Source organism: Phaeobacter sp. JH20_34 (assembly GCF_048056095.1).
GTDB lineage: Bacteria > Pseudomonadota > Alphaproteobacteria > Rhodobacterales > Rhodobacteraceae > Phaeobacter > Phaeobacter bryozoorum.
On sequence record NZ_JAYMWT010000004.1, the window covers coordinates 684,304 to 704,347 of the forward strand.

General features: G+C 60.9%; 16 protein-coding genes. 8 read left to right on the top strand and 8 right to left on the bottom strand.

Annotated features, from left to right (window positions below; all coding sequences use genetic code 11):
- The first annotated feature begins 111 nt into the window (after nucleotides 1–111).
- The 4 genes from VWZ81_RS04900 to uvrA all read left to right on the top strand — a co-directional run bounded on the left by VWZ81_RS04900 (nucleotide 112) and on the right by uvrA (nucleotide 6,643).
- The gene (locus tag VWZ81_RS04900; RefSeq protein ID WP_340545738.1) at nucleotides 112–690 is read left to right on the top strand and encodes a DUF924 family protein; all 579 of its coding nucleotides are present in this window, start codon (nucleotides 112–114) and stop codon (nucleotides 688–690) included.
- Between the two features lie 191 nt (nucleotides 691–881).
- On the top strand, nucleotides 882–2,276 hold the full coding sequence (gene lpdA / locus VWZ81_RS04905) for a dihydrolipoyl dehydrogenase (protein WP_340545737.1): 1,395 nt from the start codon (nucleotides 882–884) through the stop codon (nucleotides 2,274–2,276).
- Nucleotides 2,277–2,405: 129 nt separating this feature from the next.
- Nucleotides 2,406–3,656: an MFS transporter gene (locus VWZ81_RS04910; RefSeq protein ID WP_416534842.1), complete on the top strand. Its 1,251-nt coding sequence runs from the start codon at nucleotides 2,406–2,408 to the stop codon at nucleotides 3,654–3,656.
- A gap of 110 nt (nucleotides 3,657–3,766) precedes the next feature.
- Entirely contained in the window at nucleotides 3,767–6,643 is a 2,877-nt protein-coding gene (gene uvrA / locus VWZ81_RS04915; RefSeq protein WP_340545735.1) for an excinuclease ABC subunit UvrA, read from the top strand.
- Between the two features lie 855 nt (nucleotides 6,644–7,498).
- Here the strand turns inward: uvrA and mmsB are convergent.
- The 3 genes from mmsB to VWZ81_RS04930 are packed head-to-tail and all read right to left on the bottom strand — an operon-like array spanning nucleotide 7,499 to nucleotide 10,571.
- On the bottom strand, nucleotides 7,499–8,374 hold the full coding sequence (gene mmsB, locus VWZ81_RS04920) for a 3-hydroxyisobutyrate dehydrogenase (protein WP_416540102.1): 876 nt from the start codon (nucleotides 8,372–8,374) through the stop codon (nucleotides 7,499–7,501).
- A 3-nt stretch (nucleotides 8,375–8,377) separates the two neighbouring features.
- On the bottom strand, nucleotides 8,378–9,418 hold the full coding sequence (locus VWZ81_RS04925; RefSeq protein ID WP_416542220.1) for an enoyl-CoA hydratase/isomerase family protein: 1,041 nt from the start codon (nucleotides 9,416–9,418) through the stop codon (nucleotides 8,378–8,380).
- 7 nt (nucleotides 9,419–9,425) lie between these two features.
- Nucleotides 9,426–10,571, bottom strand: coding sequence for an acyl-CoA dehydrogenase family protein (locus VWZ81_RS04930; protein ID WP_416534846.1), 1,146 nt, complete (start codon nucleotides 10,569–10,571; stop codon nucleotides 9,426–9,428).
- A 307-nt stretch (nucleotides 10,572–10,878) separates the two neighbouring features.
- On the opposite strand from VWZ81_RS04930, the gene VWZ81_RS04935 reads away from it, so the two are divergent.
- A complete protein-coding gene (locus VWZ81_RS04935) occupies nucleotides 10,879–12,636 on the top strand; it encodes a UDP-N-acetylglucosamine-peptide N-acetylglucosaminyltransferase (protein ID WP_416538826.1) in 1,758 nt (585 codons plus the stop codon).
- A gap of 247 nt (nucleotides 12,637–12,883) precedes the next feature.
- Here VWZ81_RS04935 and VWZ81_RS04940 read toward each other — a convergent pair whose 3' ends face one another.
- The 3 genes from VWZ81_RS04940 to VWZ81_RS04950 all read right to left on the bottom strand — a co-directional run bounded on the left by VWZ81_RS04940 (nucleotide 12,884) and on the right by VWZ81_RS04950 (nucleotide 16,391).
- Complete coding sequence (locus VWZ81_RS04940; RefSeq protein WP_340545730.1) at nucleotides 12,884–13,486, bottom strand: L,D-transpeptidase; 603 nt, start codon at nucleotides 13,484–13,486, stop codon at nucleotides 12,884–12,886.
- Between the two features lie 169 nt (nucleotides 13,487–13,655).
- Nucleotides 13,656–14,690 carry a fatty acid desaturase gene (locus VWZ81_RS04945; RefSeq protein ID WP_416542221.1) on the bottom strand — a complete coding sequence of 345 codons (1,035 nt, stop codon included), beginning with the start codon at nucleotides 14,688–14,690 and terminating at the stop codon, nucleotides 13,656–13,658.
- 201 nt (nucleotides 14,691–14,891) lie between these two features.
- On the bottom strand, nucleotides 14,892–16,391 hold the full coding sequence (locus VWZ81_RS04950) for a CoA-acylating methylmalonate-semialdehyde dehydrogenase (RefSeq protein WP_340545728.1): 1,500 nt from the start codon (nucleotides 16,389–16,391) through the stop codon (nucleotides 14,892–14,894).
- A 132-nt stretch (nucleotides 16,392–16,523) separates the two neighbouring features.
- Between VWZ81_RS04950 and VWZ81_RS04955 the strand changes: the two genes are divergently transcribed.
- The 3 genes from VWZ81_RS04955 to coaD all read left to right on the top strand — a co-directional run bounded on the left by VWZ81_RS04955 (nucleotide 16,524) and on the right by coaD (nucleotide 18,575).
- Nucleotides 16,524–17,420, top strand: a complete 897-nt coding sequence (locus VWZ81_RS04955) for a LysR family transcriptional regulator (RefSeq protein ID WP_416534849.1) — start codon at nucleotides 16,524–16,526, stop codon at nucleotides 17,418–17,420.
- Nucleotides 17,421–17,476: 56 nt separating this feature from the next.
- Entirely contained in the window at nucleotides 17,477–17,911 is a 435-nt protein-coding gene (locus tag VWZ81_RS04960; protein WP_340545726.1) for a CBS domain-containing protein, read from the top strand.
- Between the two features lie 169 nt (nucleotides 17,912–18,080).
- The gene (gene coaD, locus VWZ81_RS04965) at nucleotides 18,081–18,575 is read left to right on the top strand and encodes a pantetheine-phosphate adenylyltransferase (protein ID WP_340545725.1); all 495 of its coding nucleotides are present in this window, start codon (nucleotides 18,081–18,083) and stop codon (nucleotides 18,573–18,575) included.
- Between the two features lie 113 nt (nucleotides 18,576–18,688).
- Here coaD and VWZ81_RS04970 read toward each other — a convergent pair whose 3' ends face one another.
- Nucleotides 18,689–18,832, bottom strand: a complete 144-nt coding sequence (locus VWZ81_RS04970) for a hypothetical protein (RefSeq protein WP_340545724.1) — start codon at nucleotides 18,830–18,832, stop codon at nucleotides 18,689–18,691.
- A 114-nt stretch (nucleotides 18,833–18,946) separates the two neighbouring features.
- Nucleotides 18,947–19,948 carry a type I glyceraldehyde-3-phosphate dehydrogenase gene (gap, locus tag VWZ81_RS04975; RefSeq protein ID WP_340545723.1) on the bottom strand — a complete coding sequence of 334 codons (1,002 nt, stop codon included), beginning with the start codon at nucleotides 19,946–19,948 and terminating at the stop codon, nucleotides 18,947–18,949.
- Between the last annotated feature and the right edge of the window lie 96 nt (nucleotides 19,949–20,044).

A 20,044-nucleotide genomic window follows, 5' to 3' on the forward strand; every position in this document is an offset into this window, starting at 1 on the left:
AAGTTTTTCACGAAACTGTCGTGTATGACGCAAATCGTGACGGGCTTGCCCTTGTAAAATCTCTGCAAAAAAGTCTGAATTTCAGAACGGTATCTATGTGGAGGCAGACCTATGACAGGTCCCGAGGAGATCCTGGACTTCTGGCTTGTAAGCACGGGAGAGAAGGGGTGGTACATGCAGGATGACGCGCTGGATGAGGAGATCCGGCGCCGGTTTCAGCCAACATGGGAGGCGGCCTGTGCCGGCAAATGCGACCATTGGCGCAGCAGCCCGCAGGGGGTTCTGGCCTATATCATCCTGACCGATCAGTTTCCGCGCAACATGTTCCGGGGGCAGGCGCAGGCCTTCTCGTCGGATACATTGGCACTGGCGGCGGCGAAATGTGCGATCAGCAAGTCCTGGGACATGAAGATCGACGAACCGCAGCGGCAGTTTTTCTACCTGCCGCTGATGCATTCGGAGAACCTGTGCGATCAGGAACGCTGCGTGCGGCTGATGCTGGAGCGGATGCCCAAGAATGGCGCGTCCAATCTGCTGCATGCGCGCGCCCACCGCGAGGTGATCCGCCAGTTCGGCCGTTTCCCCTATCGCAACGAGGCGCTGGCGCGCAGCAGCACCGCGCCGGAAATGGATTACGTCATGGCCGGTGGCTATGGCAGCACCATGCGCAGTCTTCAGGCCGCAGGCTGAGGCGGCTGCCTTTCGGGCTTGCCTGAAACGCATCCTGCCCTGACACTGTTTTTGCGCCGCGCCCCAAGGAACGGGGTGCGGCGTTGCTGTTTCTTGCATGGCTCCTATGCGGTTGCATAGTGTGATTGCAGTGTCGCGAGAAATAGTTTAACGGTGAACTAGTTTTTGATCCAGTATGGCGAGGAACCACCATGGCCGCAGAAACCTATGACGTGATCGTAATCGGCGCAGGGCCGGGGGGCTATGTTGCCGCCATCCGTGCCGCCCAGCTGGGGTTGAAGACCTGCATTGTCGAACGTGAACATATGGGTGGCATCTGCCTGAACTGGGGCTGCATCCCGACCAAGGCGCTGCTGCGCTCGTCGGAAGTGTTCCACCTGATGGAGCGGGCCAAGGATTTCGGCCTGAAGGCAGACAACATCGGCTATGACCTCGATGCCGTGGTGAAACGTTCGCGCGGGGTGGCCAAGCAGCTGTCCAGCGGCATTGGCCATCTGATGAAGAAGAACAAGATTGCCGTGGTCATGGGCGAGGCGACGATCCCGGCCAAGGGCAAAGTGTCGGTGAAAACCGAAAAGGGCACGCAGGAACTGGCGGCGAAGAATATCGTGCTGGCGACTGGCGCCCGTGCGCGCGAGCTGCCGGGGCTGGAAGCGGACGGCGATCTGGTCTGGACCTACAAACACGCGCTGCAACCGGTGCGGATGCCGAAGAAGCTGCTGGTCATCGGCTCCGGCGCCATCGGCATTGAATTTGCCAGCTTCTACAACACGCTGGGCGCTGACACCACGGTTGTTGAGGTGATGGACCGGGTGCTGCCGGTCGAGGACGCGGAAATCTCCGCCTTTGCCAAGAAGGCCTTTGTCAAACAGGGCATGAAGATCATGGAGAAAGCCATGGTCAAGCAGCTTGACCGCGGCAAGGGCAAAGTCACCGCCCATATTGAGGTCGGCGGCAAGGTGGAGAAGCAGGAGTTTGACACCGTGATTTCCGCCGTGGGCATCGTTGGCAATGTCGAGGGGCTGGGGCTGGAAGGTCTGGGCGTCAAGGTCGACCGGACCCATGTCGTGACCGATGAATACTGCCGCACCGGTGTCGACGGGCTTTATGCCATCGGCGATATCGCAGGGGCGCCCTGGCTGGCGCATAAGGCGTCGCATGAGGGCGTCATGGTGGCCGAGCTGATCGCGGGCAAGCACGCGCATCCGGTGAAGCCGGAAAGCATTGCGGGCTGCACCTATTGCCAGCCGCAGGTCGCCTCAGTTGGCTATACCGAAGCGAAAGCCAAGGAGTTGGGCTATGACATCAAGGTCGGCCGCTTCCCCTTCATCGGCAATGGCAAGGCGATTGCGCTGGGTGAGGCCGAGGGCATGGTGAAGACCATCTTTGACGCCAAGACTGGCGAGTTGCTGGGGGCCCATATGGTTGGCGCCGAGGTGACCGAGATGATCCAGGGCTATGTGGTGGGTCGCCAGCTGGAGACCACCGAAGAAGACCTGATGAACACCGTCTTCCCGCATCCGACGCTGAGCGAGATGATGCATGAGAGCGTGCTCGATGCCTTTGATCGGGTGATCCATATGTAATCTGGTCTTTGGGCCTGATTGATTGAGATGACAGAAACGCCCGAGGCCATGCTTCGGGCGTTTCTGCGTCCGGGGGGTCGTGTTTGATGTATCGCTCGGCTGGTACTTTGCAGTGGGGCGCGCTATGCCATGCGCTTCGACCGGTTTTGGCGGATTCCAAGCGCCAGGCGCAATTGCAATGAGGGCAGCCCCATGAACACCCCCCACCTCCAGGAACCGCAGACCCGCTGGGGCGTGGTGATGATCATCTGGGTCGCCGGTCTGGGGGCAGCGGCGCAATACGGCAAGATCGCGATCATTTTTGATCAGCTGGGGCTGCTGTATCCGGGGGCGGGGTCATCGCTGAGCCTGACGGTGACCATGGTCGGGGTGCTGGGCATTCTGCTGGGCGTGGTTGCGGGCGGGTTTGTCGCCTCCTTCGGCTATCGCCGCAGCCTTGTCTGGGCGCTGTGGATCGGGGCGGCGATGTCGGCGCTTCAGGCGCTGCATCTGCCTTATGGTCTGTTTCTGGCAACACGGCTGATCGAAGGTCTGTCGCATCTGGGGATCGTGGTGGCAGCCCCAACACTGATCCCGCAGATCTGTAGCCCGCGCCACCGTGGCACGGCGCTGTCGATCTGGAGTACCTTCTTTGGCGTGTCCTTTGCACTGCTGGTCTGGTTCGGCCTGCCGCTGGTTGCCGGGTTCGGCCTGTTGTCGCTGTTTGGCGCCCATGCGCTGGTGATGGCGGTGCTGGCGCTGGTGCTGGGGCGGGTGCTCAAATCGGTGCAGGTGCCGCCGCGTCTGCCGCTGCCCAAGCTGGCGGAGCTGCCGGGCCTGCATCTTGAGATCTACCGCTCTCCGGCCAAAGTGGCCCCGGCGGCGGGCTGGCTGTTCTATACCACCTGTTTCGTGGCGCTGCTGACGGTCCTGCCGCCGCATCTGGATGCGGACGTACGGGTCGGCGTGGTCAGCGCCATGCCGCTGGTCAGCATTGCCACCTCGATGACACTCGGGGTCTGGTTGCTGCGCCGGGTGGCGGCGGTGCGGGTGGTGCAGGCGGGGTTCCTGCTGGCCGCTGGTGGCGCGGTCTGGCTGCTGCTGATGCCGGGGCTGCCGCTGGCCTGCATGGCGCTGGCGGTGGCCTTTGGTCTGGTGCAGGGGGCCAGCTTTGCCTCCGTGCCGCAGCTGAATGCTGAGGCGGCAGAGCAGGCGCAGTCCAATGGCGCGATGAGCCAGGCCGGCAATATGGGCAATGCCATTGGCACGCCGCTGATGGTGGCGGCTGTTGCGCTTGGCGGATACCACGGGATGATGGGGATGGCGCTGCTGCTGTTCCTTGGCGGCTTGGCCGTGCATGTGATGCTGGCCCGACGGCGGGCGCAAAGGGCAGCTATCTGAAGGCGTTCGCCCTCTGTTCTCTTTTTTCTATTGGAGACTCGGCGCGCAGTCCCTATCTGTAGGGTCGGACACCGGTCGCAAGGGCGGCTGGCGTTGAATCTGGGGGCAGTATGGCTGAGTTGAAATCGATCGAAGTGCGCGGCGCGCGCGAGCACAACCTGAAAAACATCGACGTGGATATCCCGCGCGATCAGCTGGTGGTGATCACCGGCCTGTCCGGCTCGGGCAAGTCCAGCCTCGCGTTTGATACCATCTATGCCGAAGGCCAGCGCCGCTATGTCGAGAGCCTGTCGGCCTATGCACGCCAGTTCCTCGACATGATGGAAAAGCCGGATGTGGATCACATCAGCGGCCTGTCGCCTGCGATCTCCATTGAGCAGAAGACCACCTCGAAGAACCCGCGTTCGACTGTGGGGACCGTGACCGAGATCTACGATTATCTGCGTCTGCTGTTTGCCCGCGCGGGCACGCCCTATTCGCCCGCCACCGGAATGCCGATCGAGGCGCAGCAGGTGCAGGATATGGTCGATCGCATCATGACGCTGGAGGAGGGCACCCGTGGTTTCCTGCTGGCGCCCATCGTGCGGGACCGCAAGGGGGAGTACCGCAAGGAGTTCCTTGAGCTGCGCAAACAGGGCTTCCAGCGCGTGAAGGTGGATGGCGAATTCTACGAGCTGGATGAACCGCCGACATTGGACAAGAAGTTCCGCCATGACATTGATGTGGTGGTTGATCGTCTGGTGGTTCGTGAGGGGTTGGAAACCCGGCTGGCCGACAGCCTGCGCACAGCGCTGGATCTGGCTGATGGCATCGCCATTCTGGAAACTGCCCCGCGTGCGGCCGAGGGCGAAGAAGCGCCGACGCCGGAGCGGATTACTTTTTCCGAGAATTTTGCCTGCCCGGTCAGCGGTTTTACCATTCCCGAGATCGAACCACGGCTGTTTTCCTTTAACGCGCCGTTTGGGGCCTGCCCGGAATGTGACGGTCTGGGGGTTGAGCTGTTCTTTGACGAGCGGCTGGTGGTGCCGGATCAGAACCTGAAGATCTATGACGGCGCGCTGGCGCCCTGGCGCAAGGGCAAATCGCCCTATTTTCTACAGACCATCGAAGCCATCGCCAAGCACTATCAGTTCGACAAGAACACCAAGTGGAAGGACCTGCCCAATAAGGTGCAGCAGGTGTTTCTGCACGGTTCTGGCGATGAGGAAATCAAGTTCCGCTACGATGAGGGCGGTCGTGTCTATGAGGTGACGCGGGTTTTTGAGGGGGTGATCCCCAATATGGAACGTCGCTACCGCGAGACCGACTCCAGCTGGATCCGCGAGGAGTTCGAACGCTATCAGAACAACCGCCCCTGTGGCACCTGCGAAGGCTACCGACTGCGCGAAGAGGCGCTGGCGGTCAAGATCGCCGGGCTGCATGTGGGGCAGGTGGTGCAGATGTCGATCCGCGAGGCGCTGGCCTGGATCGAGGATGTGCCCAACCACCTGTCGACGCAGAAACAGGAAATCGCCCGCGCCATCGTGAAGGAGATCCGCGAACGTCTGGGGTTCCTCAACAATGTTGGTCTGGAATATCTGACGCTCAGCCGCAATGCCGGCACGCTCTCCGGTGGCGAAAGCCAGCGGATCCGTCTGGCGTCGCAGATCGGCTCTGGTCTGACGGGCGTTCTCTATGTGCTGGATGAACCTTCTATCGGGCTGCATCAGCGCGACAATGACCGGCTGCTGGAGACGCTGAAAAACCTGCGCGATCAGGGCAATACGGTGATTGTTGTCGAACATGACGAGGATGCGATCCGCGAGGCGGATTATGTTTTTGACATCGGTCCGGGTGCCGGGGTGCATGGCGGCCAGGTGGTCAGCCATGGCACGCCGGAGATGATCGCGGCCGATGAAGCCTCGATCACCGGGCAATATCTGTCCGGCAAGCGTGAGATCGCGGTCCCCGCCGAGCGGCGCAAGGGTAATGGCAAATCGGTGAAAGTGGTGAAGGCCACCGGCAACAACCTGAAAGAGGTGACGGCGGAGTTTCCGCTGGGCAAATTCCTCTGTGTGTCCGGCGTCTCTGGCGGCGGCAAATCCACGCTGACGATTGAGACGCTGTTCAAGACCGCCTCCATGCGATTGAACGGCGCGCGTCAGACACCGGCGCCCTGCGAGACGATCAAGGGGCTGGAGCATCTGGACAAGGTGATCGACATCGACCAGCGCCCGATTGGCCGGACGCCACGGTCAAATCCGGCGACCTACACCGGTGCTTTTACCCCGATCCGCGAATGGTTTGCAGGGCTGCCGGAGTCAAAGACGCGCGGCTACAAACCGGGTCGGTTTTCCTTCAACGTGAAGGGCGGTCGCTGCGAGGCCTGTCAGGGTGACGGGGTGATCAAGATCGAGATGCACTTCCTGCCGGATGTCTATGTCGAATGCGAAACCTGCAAGGGCGCACGCTATAACCGTGAGACGCTGGAGATCCAGTTCAAGGGCAAGTCGATTGCCGATGTGCTGGATATGACGGTGGAGGATGCGCAGCAGTTCTTCCAGGCGGTGCCGTCCATCCGTGACAAGATGGATGCGCTGATGCGGGTGGGCCTTGGCTACATCAAGGTGGGCCAGCAGGCGACCACCCTGTCCGGCGGCGAGGCGCAGCGGGTCAAGCTGTCAAAGGAACTGGCCAAACGCTCAACCGGGCGGACGCTCTATATTCTGGACGAGCCGACCACCGGTCTGCATTTCGAGGATGTGCGCAAGCTGCTGGAAGTGCTGCATGAGCTGGTCGATCAGGGCAATTCCGTCGTGGTGATCGAGCATAACCTCGATGTGATCAAAACCGCCGACTGGATCATTGATATTGGTCCTGAAGGTGGTGACGGCGGCGGTCAGATCGTGGCCGCAGGCACACCCGAGGAGGTTGCCGCCACCGAAGGCAGCCATACCGGCCACTACCTGAAGGATATCCTGAAGGCGCGCAGCCTGGCGGCGGAGTGATCCGCCAGGCGCGGCCGTCAGTCTGTGGCGGGACATAGTCCCTGTCGCGCTGAGCCGATCCTGCCAGTGTCCTGCGAAACGGTATCCTGAAACGACGAAGCCTAAAAAGACGAAGCGCCGCCGACATTCTGTCAGCGGCGCTTTCCACAGAGCTGGATTGGGACGGCGCGGCACCCTTCGGGGGGGTGGGGGAGAGCCTGCGGACGAGGGGCGCAGGCAGCAGATGCCGCAAACCAAAATCGTTTAATCCAATTGGCGTGGAAGTCTTCTTCTCAGAAGCCAAGCGAACCTGTGTAAATGCGACGAAATAGACGATACCGGTGGGGGTTCAGTGTCGTTTCTTACGTATTCGCAAAGTGTCGCTTATATATAGGTCGGTCCTTTCCTGATAATTGCCGTATTAATGTCTATACGCCATCGGCCTACTGCCAATTAACGAAATAGGGCCCGGATTGCTTCCAGAGAGAGTGGCCGTTTTTAGCCGCATCGTCAGGGGGGATCAGATATTTGGCTGATCTATTCGTAGGTTGACATATGAATATTCATGCGTCTAGGAAAAAGTTAACGCGTCGGCTTGCGTAAAAATAATAATTTTACATTTCCTAATGTGAAGATCTGTTAATTAATTGTCTGTTAACGAAGTTTTCCCGAAAAACTGTTGATCATTTTATTTAATTCCCCCGCTTGTGAAGCGCCTGAGGGCGGCAGCATCAAAATGCGCGAATAACGCCAAATCAGAGAAAAACGCCGCAGCCCGGAATGGGTGCGGCGTCTGGATGTTTTTTACGAACCCTGAGGCAGGCGTCAGGTCACGGGGGGCCGGATCTGGCGGAGACAAAAGGCTCAGCTGTCGGTTCAATCGTGGCGGCTGCGGGCCGCGAAGCGCGGCAGCATGGCGCTGAAATCCTTGCCTGCGCCGCCTTCTTCCTCAACAAACATGGAATAAAGCGCCTGCGCCAGCGCCCCCATCGGCGTGTCGGCATCGGCGCTATGGGCGGCCTGCTGGGCCAGACGCAGGTCTTTCAGCATCAGCTCGGCGGCAAACCCGGGTTTGTAGTCATTATCGGCAGGCGACTGCGGGCCAACCCCCGGCGCCGGGCAATAGGCGTTCATCGACCAGCTGTAGCCAGAGGAGGTGGAGACCACATCGAACATCTTCTGACGGTCGAGACCCAGTTTGTCGGCAAGGGCAAAGGCCTCGCAGGTGCCGATCATGGTGATGCCGAGGATCATGTTGTTACAGATCTTGGCGGCCTGACCGGCGCCGGCATCGCCGCAGTGCACAGCCTTTTGTCCCATCACGTCAAACAGCGGCTTGGCGGCGTCGAAGGCGGCCTGGCTGCCACCGGCCATGAAGGTCAGCGTGCCGGCCGATGCGCCACCAATACCGCCGGAAACCGGGGCGTCGACAAACATCAGATTGGCCGACCCGGCACGATCGGCGACCGCGCGGGCGCTGTCGACGTCGACGGTAGAGCAGTCAACCAATGTAGCACCGGTCGCCATTGCGGGGATCACGTCATCGGCAACCGAGCGCAGGATCTCGCCGTTGGGCAGCATCGTGATCACCACCTCTGCGCCGGTCGCGGCCTCAGCGGCGGAGGCCGCCATGGTGACGCCCACGATCGAGACATCCGCCATGTCAAAGCCGGTGACGGTGTGGCCTGCCTTGGCCAGATTGGCGGCCATTGGGCCTCCCATATTGCCGAGACCGATAAATCCGATGTTCATGTCTTACTCCTCCTCGAACTGCAGCGTGTCGCGGGCCAGCGGCATCAGCATCTGGCTGACAGCGGTAGCAGGCACTTCACGATCTGCATATTGCCATTTGGGCTGGCGGTCCTTGTCAATGATCTGGGCGCGGATGCCCTCCAGAAAATCGCCCTTTTCCATTGCGCGGTGAGTAAAGCGATACTCCAGTTCCAGCGCTTTGCGAATACTCATGCTGCCAAGGCGCAGCCGGTGCAGGAGCTCGACGGTGCAGGCCATTGATAGCGGCGAATTGCGGCGGAGGGTTTTCAGCGTGTCCTCGGCAAAGCTGCTGGCGTCATGATTGAGCGCCGTCAGGATATCGCCAAGCGCCTCGCCGCCAAAGCTGCGGTCAATGTCGGCACGCAGCGCGGCCAGCTGCCCTTCGGGGGCGGTCTCTGCGCTGCTTTCCAGACTCTCGGCACGGCCGGTCTGCTCAAGCTCCGAAATCAGCGCAGGCCAGCTGGCCTCGGGAATGTAATGGTCGGCAAAGCCTGCGTAGATCGCGTCCGCCGCCGTCATGCGCGCACCGGTGAGGCCCAGATATTCACCAAGCCGACCGGGCGCCAGAGCCAGCATCAGGCTGCCGCCCACATCGGGGATGAGGCCGATGCCGACCTCGGGCATGGCAATACGTGTGCTGTCGCCGACGATGCGATGGGTGCCGTGGCAGCCAAGACCGACGCCGCCACCCATGACAAACCCCTGAAGGAAGCTGACCACCGGTTTGGGATATTCGAAGATCCGGGCGTTCATACGGTATTCATCGCGCCAGAACCGGCGACCATAGTCGTAATCGCCACTGGTGCCGGTCTGGTAGAGTTCGGCAATGTCACCGCCGGCGCAGAAGGCTTTTTCGCCCTCGGCGTCCATGACCACCAGATCGACAGCGTCATCCGTTGCCCAGGCCCTGAGGGCGGCATCGACCGCCAGACACATGTCATAACTCAGCGCATTCAGCGCCTTGCCACGGGTCAGGGTGATCCGCCCGGCGCGGCCGGTGATGCGGATATCAATATCGCTCATGTCGGCCTCAGTGGTTTTCCGCCAGCATATGGCGCGCGGTAATCACCCGCATGATTTCATTGGTGCCTTCCAGGATCTGGTGGACGCGCAGATCACGCACCAGTTTTTCGATGCCGTAATCGGCAAGATAGCCATAGCCGCCATGCAGCTGCAAACACTGATCCACCACTTTGGAGCCTGCTTCGGTGACAAATTTCTTTGCCATCGCGCAGTGTTTGGAGGCATCCGGCGCGCCCTGATCCAGCTTCCAGGCCGCCTGACGCAGGAATACACGGGCCGCCTGCAATTCGATTTCCATATCGGCGAGGCGGAATTGCAGCCCCTGAAACTGGTCGATAGATTTGCCAAAGGCCTTGCGTTCGGACATGTATTTCAGGGTCATGGTCAGCGCCTGCTGCGCAGCCCCGAGCGAGCAGGAGGCGATATTCAGGCGCCCGCCGTCGAGACCCTTCATCGCGTATTTGAAGCCGCTGCCTTCTTCGCCGACCAGGTTATTGGCCGGGATCGTGCAGTCGTCGAACTGGACCTGCGCGGTGGGCTGGCTCTTCCAGCCCATTTTTTCCTCAAGCCCGCCAAAGCTGAGGCCCGCCGTGCCATCTTCGACATAGACGGTGGAGATCCCCTTGGGGCCGTCTTCGCCGGTGCGCACCATGCAGACATAGGCGTCAGAGTAGCCGCCACCGGAGATGAACGCCTTGGTGCCGTTGAGGGTGTAGCCCTCGTTGGTCTTGGTGGCGCGGGTTTTGAGGGCGGCGGCATCGGAGCCGGAGCCGGGCTCGGTCAGACAGTAGCTGAGCACGGTCTGCATCGACAGGATGTCGGGCATGATCCGGGCCTTCATCTCGTCGCTGGCAAAGCTGTCGAGCATCTTGGCGCACATATTGTGGATCGACAGGAAGGCGGCAACAGACGGGCAGGCCATCGACAGCGCCTCAAAGACCAATGTGGCATCCAGCCGGGACAGCCCCGCGCCGCCGGTTTCCTCGGAGACATAAAGCGCGCCGAACCCCAGCTCGCCGATCTGCGGCCAGAGCGATTTCGGAATGGTGCCTTCGGCCTCCCACTGGCGGGCGAAGGGGGCGATATGCTCCTGTCCAAAGGCGAAAGCCATATCGAAAATGGCGGTCTGTTCCTCGGTCAATGCGAAATCCACAGCATATCCTCCCTGATGTGAACGCGGCCCGGCCCGGATCTGACCCGCCGGGGTCGTCATGAATTGAACGGTTGTTTATTTTCTAGCGACCCAAGGGCAGCAGGGCAAGCCGCAGCGGTGCAAAGCTGCTGTGCAGAAATGTCGGTCCGGCGGCGTTTGCCGATGGTTGACCGTGGCATTGACGCAAGGGGCGCCGTCTGGCTGTAAGTGAACCGTTTCTTAGGCATTTTCTTCCAAACTGACCGAAATTTGTCAAAAACCGTGGTGCATCGCCCGCCATGGATGATCAGCTGAGGGCAGACTTTCGATGAACAAGCCATTGCGCACCAAACATCTTCCGAAATCAGCGCGTCGCAGGCTGGAAACTCCGGCGCCATCGCCGGCACTGGCGCTGAAAGCAGAGGCGGGGCGTGCCTTTATCGAGGCTGACTATCCACGCGCGCGCGACTTTGCGACCCGCGCGCTTGCCTTTGAGCCGGACAACGCGACGCTGCATGCGGAGATTGCCTCCAGCTTCATGCAGGAGAAAAAATACGAACTGGCGCTGAAGCATCTTATGGGCGCGCTTAAACTTGAGCCGACCAATCCGAAATGGCTCAGCGCGATCGGGACCATTCTGTTTCTGATGGACAAGCTGACGGATGCCGTTGGCTTCTTTGAGGCGGTTTATCAGATCGACCCGGAAAATGCGATGAATGTCTCCCGGCTGGTGCAGTCGCAGATGAACCTTTGCGACTGGACTGTCTACAAGGATCAGAAGAACAAGCTGAGGATCCTCGATAACGACCCGGCCAACGGCGATCCGTTCACCACGCTGCTCTATGTCGATGACGCCGCGTTGCAGAAGAAACGCGTGGTGAGCAAGACGAAGAACAAGGTGACGATTTCCGAACGGAAAGTGGCCCGTAAGTTCAACAGGACTCCGGTGGCTGGTCGCAAGATCCGGATTGGCTATTTCTCCTGCGATTTCTTCAATCACGCGACCATGTTCCTGATGGCGCGCCACTTCGAATTGCATGACCGTGATAACTACGAAATCTACATCTATGACTACAGCCGCGAACCAAGCGATGTCATGCGTCAGCGCGTGCTCGACGCTGCCGACTGCTACCGGCCGATCCATAACCTGAAAGACGAGGATGTCGCGGAGCTGGCCCGGGGGGACAGTCTGGACATCGCGATCGATCTGAAAGGCTACACCAAAGACGCAAGGCCAACGATATTCGGCTTTCGCGCGGCACCGGTGCAGATCTCCTATCTCGGCTACCCAGGCACCACGGGAATGCCCGCGATGGACTATTTCGTCGCTGACGCTGTCACCGTACCAAAAGAGGGGCGGCGCCATTTCTCAGAAAAAATCCTGTATATGCCGAATTGCTATCAGGTAAATGACAACAGTCGTCCCCATCCCGAGACCGGACCGACCCGCGCTGATATGGGGCTGCCCGAGGATGCGGTGGTTTTCTGTTCGTTCAACAACCATAACAAGGTTTCCCCGGCGGAGTTCGACATCTGGATGGACCTGCTCAAGGAGGTCGATGGCAGTGTCCTGTGGTTCCTTGCGGTGCCTGGTGTGATCCGTGATAACATCCGCAAGGAGGCGGAGGCTCGTGGCGTGCCGGCGGATCGGATCGTCTTTGCCGGGCGTTGTCCTACTCCCCATCACATTGCGCGTCTGCCGCTGGCGGATATCTTTCTTGATACCTTTGCCTGTAATGCCCACACCACGGCGAGTGAAACGCTGTGGTCGGGCGTGCCGGTCGTGACCAAACCGGGGCAGCAGTTTGCGGCGCGGGTCGCGGCGAGCGTCGTCACCGCCGTGGGTTGTCCTGAGCTGATTGCCGAGACGGAGGAGGAGTATCGCGCGCTGGCGCTGCGGCTGGCCCGGAACGCCGAGGAACGACAGGCGCTGCGCGAGAAGCTGAAGGCGAATATCGCCACCACGCCGCTGTATGATACCGAGCAATATGTCCGCGATTTCGAGGCGCTTCTAACAAAGGCGATCCAGCGCTATGACGATGGGCTGAAGCCGGATCATTTAAGCCTGGCGGAGGGCAAGGTCTAACCCGCCATCCGTGGCGTCGCTGACCGGGATCCGCATTTGCTGAGCCGGGCGGTGCTTCCGGCGCAAAGCCTGCCGTCGAAAAAGCGACCCGGCAAAGCGACCCGCCAAAGAGGAAAAAAAACGCGCCCCGGTCTGCCGGAGGCGCGTTTTTGTTATGACATCCGCGTCGCGCGGGGATCTGCCATGGTGGCCGACCGGCGCTCAGGCCGACGGATATTTGACCGGCAGCCGCCTGCGGGCGGATGGATCAGAGCAGGCGCACCTTTGTGCCGATCTTCACCATCTCGTAGAGCGATTCGACGTGCTGATTGTAAAGGCCGATGCAGCCGGAGGAGCTTTGCCGTCCGATCTTGCGGGTGTCATGGGTGCCATGCACCAGATAGGCCGGCCAGTCGAGATACATCGCACGTGTGCCCAGCGGGTTGCCCGGGTCGCCGCCGTCGATGCGGACCGGCAGTGTCGGGTCACGCTCGCGCATGGAGGCGGTTGGAGTCCAGCTGGGGTTCTCCGCCTTGCGCACGATTTCGGTATAGCCGCGTCGGGTCAGCTCCTCGGTCATCGGCACCGAGGAGGGGAACAGCCGGTAGGTCTCGCCATCCGGCCCCCAGTAATGCAGCGCGCGCGAGGAAATATCGGCCAACATGCAGCCCACGCCCAGATCATCGAAGTGATCCTGCCAGGCCTGCTGCTGGAAGGAGGAAATATTGCGTTTCACCGGGATTTCGGTTTCGATCTTTGGCTCTTCCACCGGAAAGGCGTCGCTCGACTGGGCGCGCAGCAGCGCCGGGGTGGCCAATGTGGCGCCAATCCCGGTGAGGGCAGCGCGGCGGGTCATACGAAAGTTGCTCATGGTATCCTTCGACAGTCTGCTCGGGCATTAGTTGGCAAACTAGGTAGTGCTGCGGAATTTCCTAGGGGCAGGTCGCCAAATTAAGCCGGTCTCACAGGGTTGTGTAGCCCGGTGAGACCGTGAGTGGCGGAAGTCTGCCGTTCTTTCAGCGCCTGGGCGCCGGTGAGGGTCAGCCGTAGAGCTTGCGCGCCTGGGCAAAGGACAGCAGGCGCTTGGTCTTCTCGTCCCAGAGGTGCAGCCGCGCATTGGCGAGGCTTTCGCGGATGGTCATCCGGTTGCCCTCGGCCAGTTCGGCATGGTCGCGCAGCACCTGGGGAAGCCGGTAGAAGGGAATGCGGCTATAAAGGTGATGAACGTGGTGGATGCCGATATTGGCGCTGATCCATTGCAGCACCGGCGGCAGAACATAATGGGAGCTGCCATGAAGGGCGGCGTCATGCAGGTGCCAGTCCTCTTCCTGTTCCCACTGTGTCGTCTCGAACTGATGCTGGACGTAGAACAGCCACAGCCCGGCGGTGGCAGCCAGCAGCGTGGCGGGCACAAAAATCAGCAGCAGCGGCATCAGCCCGCCGAAATACCAGATCACCGCCAGCGCCAGAATAATGGTCAGATTGGTGCCCATGGCGCTGATCCAGTAGCGGGCCTGGCCCATCAGACCGTAGGGGATACGGTTTTGCAGGAAGAACAGATAGCCGGGACCGATGGCAAAAAGCGTCACCGGATGGCGATAGAGCCGATACATCAGTCGGCCCCAGCGGCTTTCGGCGTGGTATTCGGCCACGGTCATGGTGTGGATATCGCCCATGCCGCGTTTGCCCAGATTGCCATGGGTGCTGTGATGGATCGAATGGGTGCGGCGCCAGACATCATATGGCGTGAGGGTCAGCACCCCAATGATGCGACCGGTCCAGTCGCTGAGCCGACGGTTGCTGAAAAAGGAGCCATGGCCGCAATCGTGCTGAATGGTGAACAGCCGCAGCAGGAAGGCGGCGATCAGAACGGAGATGGCCAGCGTCAGCCAGTAACTGATCGACAGCGACCACCAGGCCAGGGCCCAGAGCAGCAGGAAGGGCACGACCGTCACTGCCAGCTCAAAGCTGCTGCGCAGGGGGCTTGGGTCGCGGTATTGGGCCAGGATCTTGACCCAGTCGCGGGCGGATTTCGCAGCCGCCTGCGGCTGGTTGGATTCGTCTGTCGTGCTCATGCGCCTGCCGTTTTTCTGTCCATCCATGACCGGATAGACGAGTTACGCGGCGGAACAAGCATAAATTGGTCGAAGCCCTTATTTTTCTGGCCCTGTGCCGCGAATAACGCCCGCCTGCCGCTCTATCTGGGCGGGAGCGCGCGGCGCCATGGAAAAAGGCCCCGGAATGTCCGGGGCCTTTTCTCGTTTTGGGGCGACAGCTCAGTCCATCGCCTTGAAGTTGAATTCGCCACCTTCCTTGATGCCCGAAGGCCAGCGGGAGGTCACCGTCTTGGTGCGGGTGTAGAATTTGAAGCTGTCGGGCCCGTGCTGGTTCAGGTCACCGAACATCGACTTCTTCCAGCCGCCGAAGGTGTGATAGGCCAGCGGCACCGGGATCGGCACGTTGATACCCACCATGCCGATGTTCACGCGGGAGGCAAAGTCGCGCGCGGTGTCGCCGTCACGGGTAAAGATCGCGGTGCCATTGCCATACTCGTGATCCATCGCCAGCTTCAATGCTTCCTCGTAAGTGCTTGCGCGCACAGTGGAAAGTACCGGGCCGAAGATCTCCTGCTTGTAGATGTCCATGTCGGGGGTGACGTGGTCGAACAGGTGGGCGCCGACAAAGAAGCCGTCCTCGTAACCCTGCAGTTTGAAGTCGCGGTTATCGACCACCAGCGTGGCGCCCTGATCGACACCGGACTGGATCAGGCCCAGGATGCGGTCCTTGGCCGCCGCGGTCACAACCGGACCCAGATCCACGTCGTCGCCGGCGGTGTAGGGGCCGACCTTCAGTTTCTCGATGCGCGGGATCAGCTTCTCGATCAGCTTGTCGGCGGTTTCCTCACCGACCGGAACCGCAACCGAGATTGCCATGCAGCGTTCGCCGGCCGCGCCGAAGCCCGCGCCAACCAGCGCGTCAGCGGCCTGATCCAGATCGGCATCGGGCATCACGATCATGTGGTTCTTGGCGCCGCCGAAGCACTGCGCGCGCTTGCCGTTGGCGGTGGCGCGGGAATAGATGTACTGGGCAATCGGGGTGGAGCCGACGAAGGACACGCCCTGAATGATTTCGCTGTCCAGAATGGTGTCAACCGCCTCGCGGTCGCCGTTCACCACCTGGAACACGCCTTCGGGCAGGCCTGCCTCGACGAACAGTTCGGCCAGCATCAGCGGCACGGAGGGATCGCGCTCGGACGGTTTCAGCACCACGGCGTTGCCGCAGGCCAGAGCCGGGCCGACGTGCCACAGCGGCATCATGGCGGGGAAGTTGAACGGCATGATGGAGCCGACAACGCCCAGAGGCTGGCGCATGGAGTACATGTCGATGCCGGGGCCGGCGCTGTCGGTGAATTCCCCCTTCAGCATCTGCGGCGCGCCGATGCAGTATTCGATCACTTCCAGACCGCGCTGCAGGTCGCCCTTGGCGTCCGGGATGGTCTTGCCGTGCTCGCGCGAGAGCGCCTCGGCCAGCTTGTCCATGTCGCGGTTCATCAGGCCAACCATCGCCATCATCACGCGGGCGCGCTTCTGCGGGTTGGTGGCGCCCCATGCGGGCTGTGCCGCGGCGGCCTTTTCGATTGCATCGGTGGTCTCCGACGCGCTGGCCATCGGGCATTTGTACTGCACTTCGCCGGTTGCCGGGTTGAAGACATCGTCAAAACGGCCCGAGGTGCCGGACACCAGCTTGCCGTTGATAAAATGGCCGAGTTCTTTCATCGGATCCTCCTACATTCCAGTTGCCGGTATCGTAGGCTTGCAAAAAACACTGGAAAAGAGGAAAGATCTCAAAGAGGCTTTGCAGGAACGCAAAGGTTAACAGAATGTTGACGGCAGGAGAGGGAAAAGCTCATGGATCCACAATGGGATGACATGCGGGTGTTCCTGGCAGTGGCGCGCGAAAGCAGCCTGTCGGGGGCGGGGCGGATCCTGAAGATGGATCCGGCCACCGTGGGTCGGCGGATCTCGCGCTTTGAGGAGGCGCTGGACACGCCGCTGTTCGTGAAATCCCCGCAGGGCTATGCGCTGAGTGCTGCGGGGGACCGTTTGCTGGGCCATGCCGAGGCTGCCGAACAGGCGATGCGGGCCGGGCAGGAGGCGCTGGTCGGCCCCAGTGACACGCTGTCGGGCCAGATCCGCATCGGTGCGCCGGATGGCAGCGCCAATTATCTGCTGCCGCAGGTCTGTGCCAGAATCGGGGCCGAGAACCCGGATCTGGATATCCAGATCGTGGCGCTGCCACGGGTCATCAACCTCAGCCGCCGGGAGGCCGATATGGCGGTGACCGTCAGCGCGCCCACCGCAGGCCAGCTGCTGGTGCAGAAAATCACCGATTACAAACTGCATCTGGTGGGATCGCGCCATTATCTGCGCGCCCATCCGCCGATCGAAAAGCTGGAGGATCTGAAGGATCACAAGATGATCGGCTATATTCCTGACATGATCTTTGACCGGGAGCTGGATTATCTCAATGATCTTGGGGTGGACCGGGTGGCGCTGGCCTCCAATTCGGTGTCGGTGCAGATAAAACTGGCGGCTGAGGGTACGGCGCTGTGCGTCGCGCATGATTTCACGCTGCCGTCGCACCGCTCCCTGCGCAAGGTTCTGACCGACAAGATCAGCCTGACGCGCAGTTTTTATCTGGTGCGCCACCAGGGGGATCAGCGCAGCGACCGGCTGAACCGGTTTGCCCAGGCGTTGTCAAAAGGCATACGCGACGAAGTGGTCCGGCTGGAAGGCTTGACTTGATGCCGGGTTAGGGCAACCCTTGGTGGTACGTAATAAAATTACAAAAAGGAGCGCCTATGTTGGTTCAATTGATTCTGAAGTCCAAGGCAAGCTCTGGGGTGGTCACCATTGCTCCCGAGGCAACGATATCCGAGGCCGCCAAATTGCTGGGCGAGCACAAGATCGGTACTGTTGTTGTCTCCAGTGATGGCGAAACCGCCGAGGGTATCCTGTCCGAGCGCGATATCGTGCGCGAGCTGGCCCGCAGCGGCTCCGGCTGCCTGAGCAAGGCCACCAGCGAATATATGACCCGCAAGCTGGTCACCTGCACCAGCCAGTCCAACGTCGAGGACGTGCTACAGCAGATGACCGAAGGCCGCTTTCGCCACATGCCGGTGGTCGAAGATGGCAAGCTGATCGGGCTGGTGTCGCTGGGCGATGTCGTGAAGGCGCAGCTGGCCGAGGTCGCGATGGAGAAAGACGCCCTTGCAGGCATGATCATGGGGCACTGACCTCAGGATCCTGACACCCGGGGCTGTGGCCCCGCGTCTGATGCGGTGTCCTCCCGCATCGGACGGCTGACGTCACGGCGCAGGAGCAGGTCGGTATTTCCACGCTCTTGCGCCCTGATGACAAAAATGTTTGCTTGCGCGCAACCAACCAGCAGGCAGGAGAGGCCCCATGCGTATTGGCTTGTATCCCGGCACATTCGATCCCATCACATTGGGGCATATAGATATTATCCGCCGGGCCAGCGCGCTGGTGGACAAGCTGGTGATCGGCGTTGCGATCAACCGGGACAAGGGGCCGCTGTTTTCGCTGGAAGAGCGTGTCGCCATGATCGAGGCGGAATGCGCCAAGCTCAGCGAGCAGACCGGCACCGAGATTGTTGCCCATCCGTTTGAAAACCTGTTGATCGACTGCGCCCGCGACGTGGGCGCGCAGATCATCGTGCGCGGGCTGCGCGCGGTGGCGGATTTCGAGTATGAATTCCAGATGGTTGGCATGAACCGGGCGCTCGACAGCTCGGTCGAGACGGTGTTCCTGATGGCCGAGGCACGCCATCAGGCAATTGCCTCCAAGCTGGTGAAGGAAATCGCCCGGCTGGGGGGCGATGTTTCGAAGTTCGTCACGCCGATGGTCAAGAGCGAGCTGAGCCGCCAGCTGGCGAAATAGTCAGCCTGCGGCGATAGAGATGCGACATTGGGAGCGGCCCGGTTCGGGGCCGCTTTTTTATGTCTGTAAACACTGTGTTGTGACCTGTTCCTGATCTGCGCGGCGCCGCCGGATCAGCGCCAGAAGGCAATCCAGTCGATCAGTTCAAACAGGCGCTTGCCCAGAAACACCATATGCCCGGTGCCAAACAGCCAGAGATCCACGGCCAGACCAGCCAGGATCAGCAGCGCAAGGAACAGGGCAATTCTATTGGTCATGATGGGTCTGGGGCCGGGGTAAACAAGATACGCCCGGCCAGATATGCCTGACCGGGCGGTGTCTTACAAGCCATGCGGGCCAAGTGCTGCACACAGAGGCCGTGGTGCCGGGGCTCAGCCCAGACGACCCATCGCGACAGCGACGTCCGCCATACGCACCGAGAAGGCCCATTCGTTGTCATACCAGGCCAGAACGCGCACCAGGCTGTTTTCCACGACGCGGGTCTGATCCGGCGCGAAGATCGAGCTTTGCTCCGTGTGGTTGAAATCAATCGAGACCAGCGGCGCGGGTTCATAGCCGATCACGCGGGACATATGGCCCTTGGCGGCTTCGCTCATGATGGCGTTGATTTCGGTGACGCTGGTCTGCTTGCTGGAGCGGAAGGTCAGATCCACAGCAGAGACATTCGGTGTCGGCACGCGGATCGCAGAGCCATCCAGACGGCCCTTCAGGTTTGGCAGCACCTCACCCAGCGCCTTGGCGGCACCGGTGGTGGTCGGGATCATCGCCATGGCAGCGGCGCGGGCGCGGTAGAGATCGTCGTGGCGGCGGTCCAGTGTCGGCTGATCGCCGGTATAGGCGTGGATCGTGGTCATGATCCCGCTTTCTATGCCGACGGTTTCATCCAGCACCTTGGCCAGAGGGGCGAGGCAGTTGGTGGTGCAGGAGCCGTTGGAGACCATGCGGTCGCCCGCCCGCAGCTTGTCGTCATTGACGCCAAAGACGATGGTCTTGTCGACATTGGTGCCGGGGGCGGACAGCAGAACCTTCTTGGCGCCGCGCGCCAGATGCGCCTTGGCCTTTTCGCCGTCGTTGAATTTGCCGGTGCATTCCAGCACCACGTCACAGCCGGACCAGTCCAGATCGTCCATATTATAGGTGGAGAACATCTGCATATCGCCACGGCCGAGGTTCATGGTGTTTTCACCCAAGGTGACCTCGCCGGGGAAACGGCCATGCACGGAGTCGTATTTCAGCAGATGCGCTGCGGTTTCCAGCGGGCCGGTGGCATTGACCTTGACCACTTCGATATCGTCCCGGCCCGAGGCTGCGATATGCGCCAAGGTGCAGCGGCCGATGCGGCCAAACCCGTTGATCCCGACTTTGATGGTCATATGCGTATCTCCAAGCGAGCAAGAATTGCCTCCGCTATAGCTGCCATTCCCTCGGGTCAAAAGCTTAAAAATGGCTTTATTCCAGACTGTTAGCGC

Excerpts from the sequence above, each read along its gene's own strand:
- uvrA (WP_340545735.1), top strand. The coding sequence starts at position 3,767 with ATGGCTGAGTTGAAATCGATCGAAGTGCGCGGCGCGCGCGAGCACAAC.
- VWZ81_RS04945 (WP_416542221.1), bottom strand. The coding sequence starts at position 14,690 with ATGAGCACGACAGACGAATCCAACCAGCCGCAGGCGGCTGCGAAATCC.
- VWZ81_RS04910 (WP_416534842.1), top strand. The coding sequence starts at position 2,406 with ATGCGCTTCGACCGGTTTTGGCGGATTCCAAGCGCCAGGCGCAATTGC.
- VWZ81_RS04940 (WP_340545730.1), bottom strand. The coding sequence starts at position 13,486 with ATGAGCAACTTTCGTATGACCCGCCGCGCTGCCCTCACCGGGATTGGC.
- VWZ81_RS04970 (WP_340545724.1), bottom strand. The coding sequence starts at position 18,832 with ATGACCAATAGAATTGCCCTGTTCCTTGCGCTGCTGATCCTGGCTGGT.
- coaD (WP_340545725.1), top strand. The coding sequence starts at position 18,081 with ATGCGTATTGGCTTGTATCCCGGCACATTCGATCCCATCACATTGGGG.
- mmsB (WP_416540102.1), bottom strand. The coding sequence starts at position 8,374 with ATGAACATCGGATTTATCGGTCTCGGCAATATGGGAGGCCCAATGGCC.
- gap (WP_340545723.1), bottom strand. The coding sequence starts at position 19,948 with ATGACCATCAAAGTCGGGATCAACGGGTTTGGCCGCATCGGCCGCTGC.
- VWZ81_RS04955 (WP_416534849.1), top strand. The coding sequence starts at position 16,524 with ATGGATCCACAATGGGATGACATGCGGGTGTTCCTGGCAGTGGCGCGC.
- VWZ81_RS04925 (WP_416542220.1), bottom strand. The coding sequence starts at position 9,418 with ATGAGCGATATTGATATCCGCATCACCGGCCGCGCCGGGCGGATCACC.
- VWZ81_RS04960 (WP_340545726.1), top strand. The coding sequence starts at position 17,477 with ATGTTGGTTCAATTGATTCTGAAGTCCAAGGCAAGCTCTGGGGTGGTC.
- VWZ81_RS04950 (WP_340545728.1), bottom strand. The coding sequence starts at position 16,391 with ATGAAAGAACTCGGCCATTTTATCAACGGCAAGCTGGTGTCCGGCACC.
- VWZ81_RS04935 (WP_416538826.1), top strand. The coding sequence starts at position 10,879 with ATGAACAAGCCATTGCGCACCAAACATCTTCCGAAATCAGCGCGTCGC.
- VWZ81_RS04900 (WP_340545738.1), top strand. The coding sequence starts at position 112 with ATGACAGGTCCCGAGGAGATCCTGGACTTCTGGCTTGTAAGCACGGGA.
- lpdA (WP_340545737.1), top strand. The coding sequence starts at position 882 with ATGGCCGCAGAAACCTATGACGTGATCGTAATCGGCGCAGGGCCGGGG.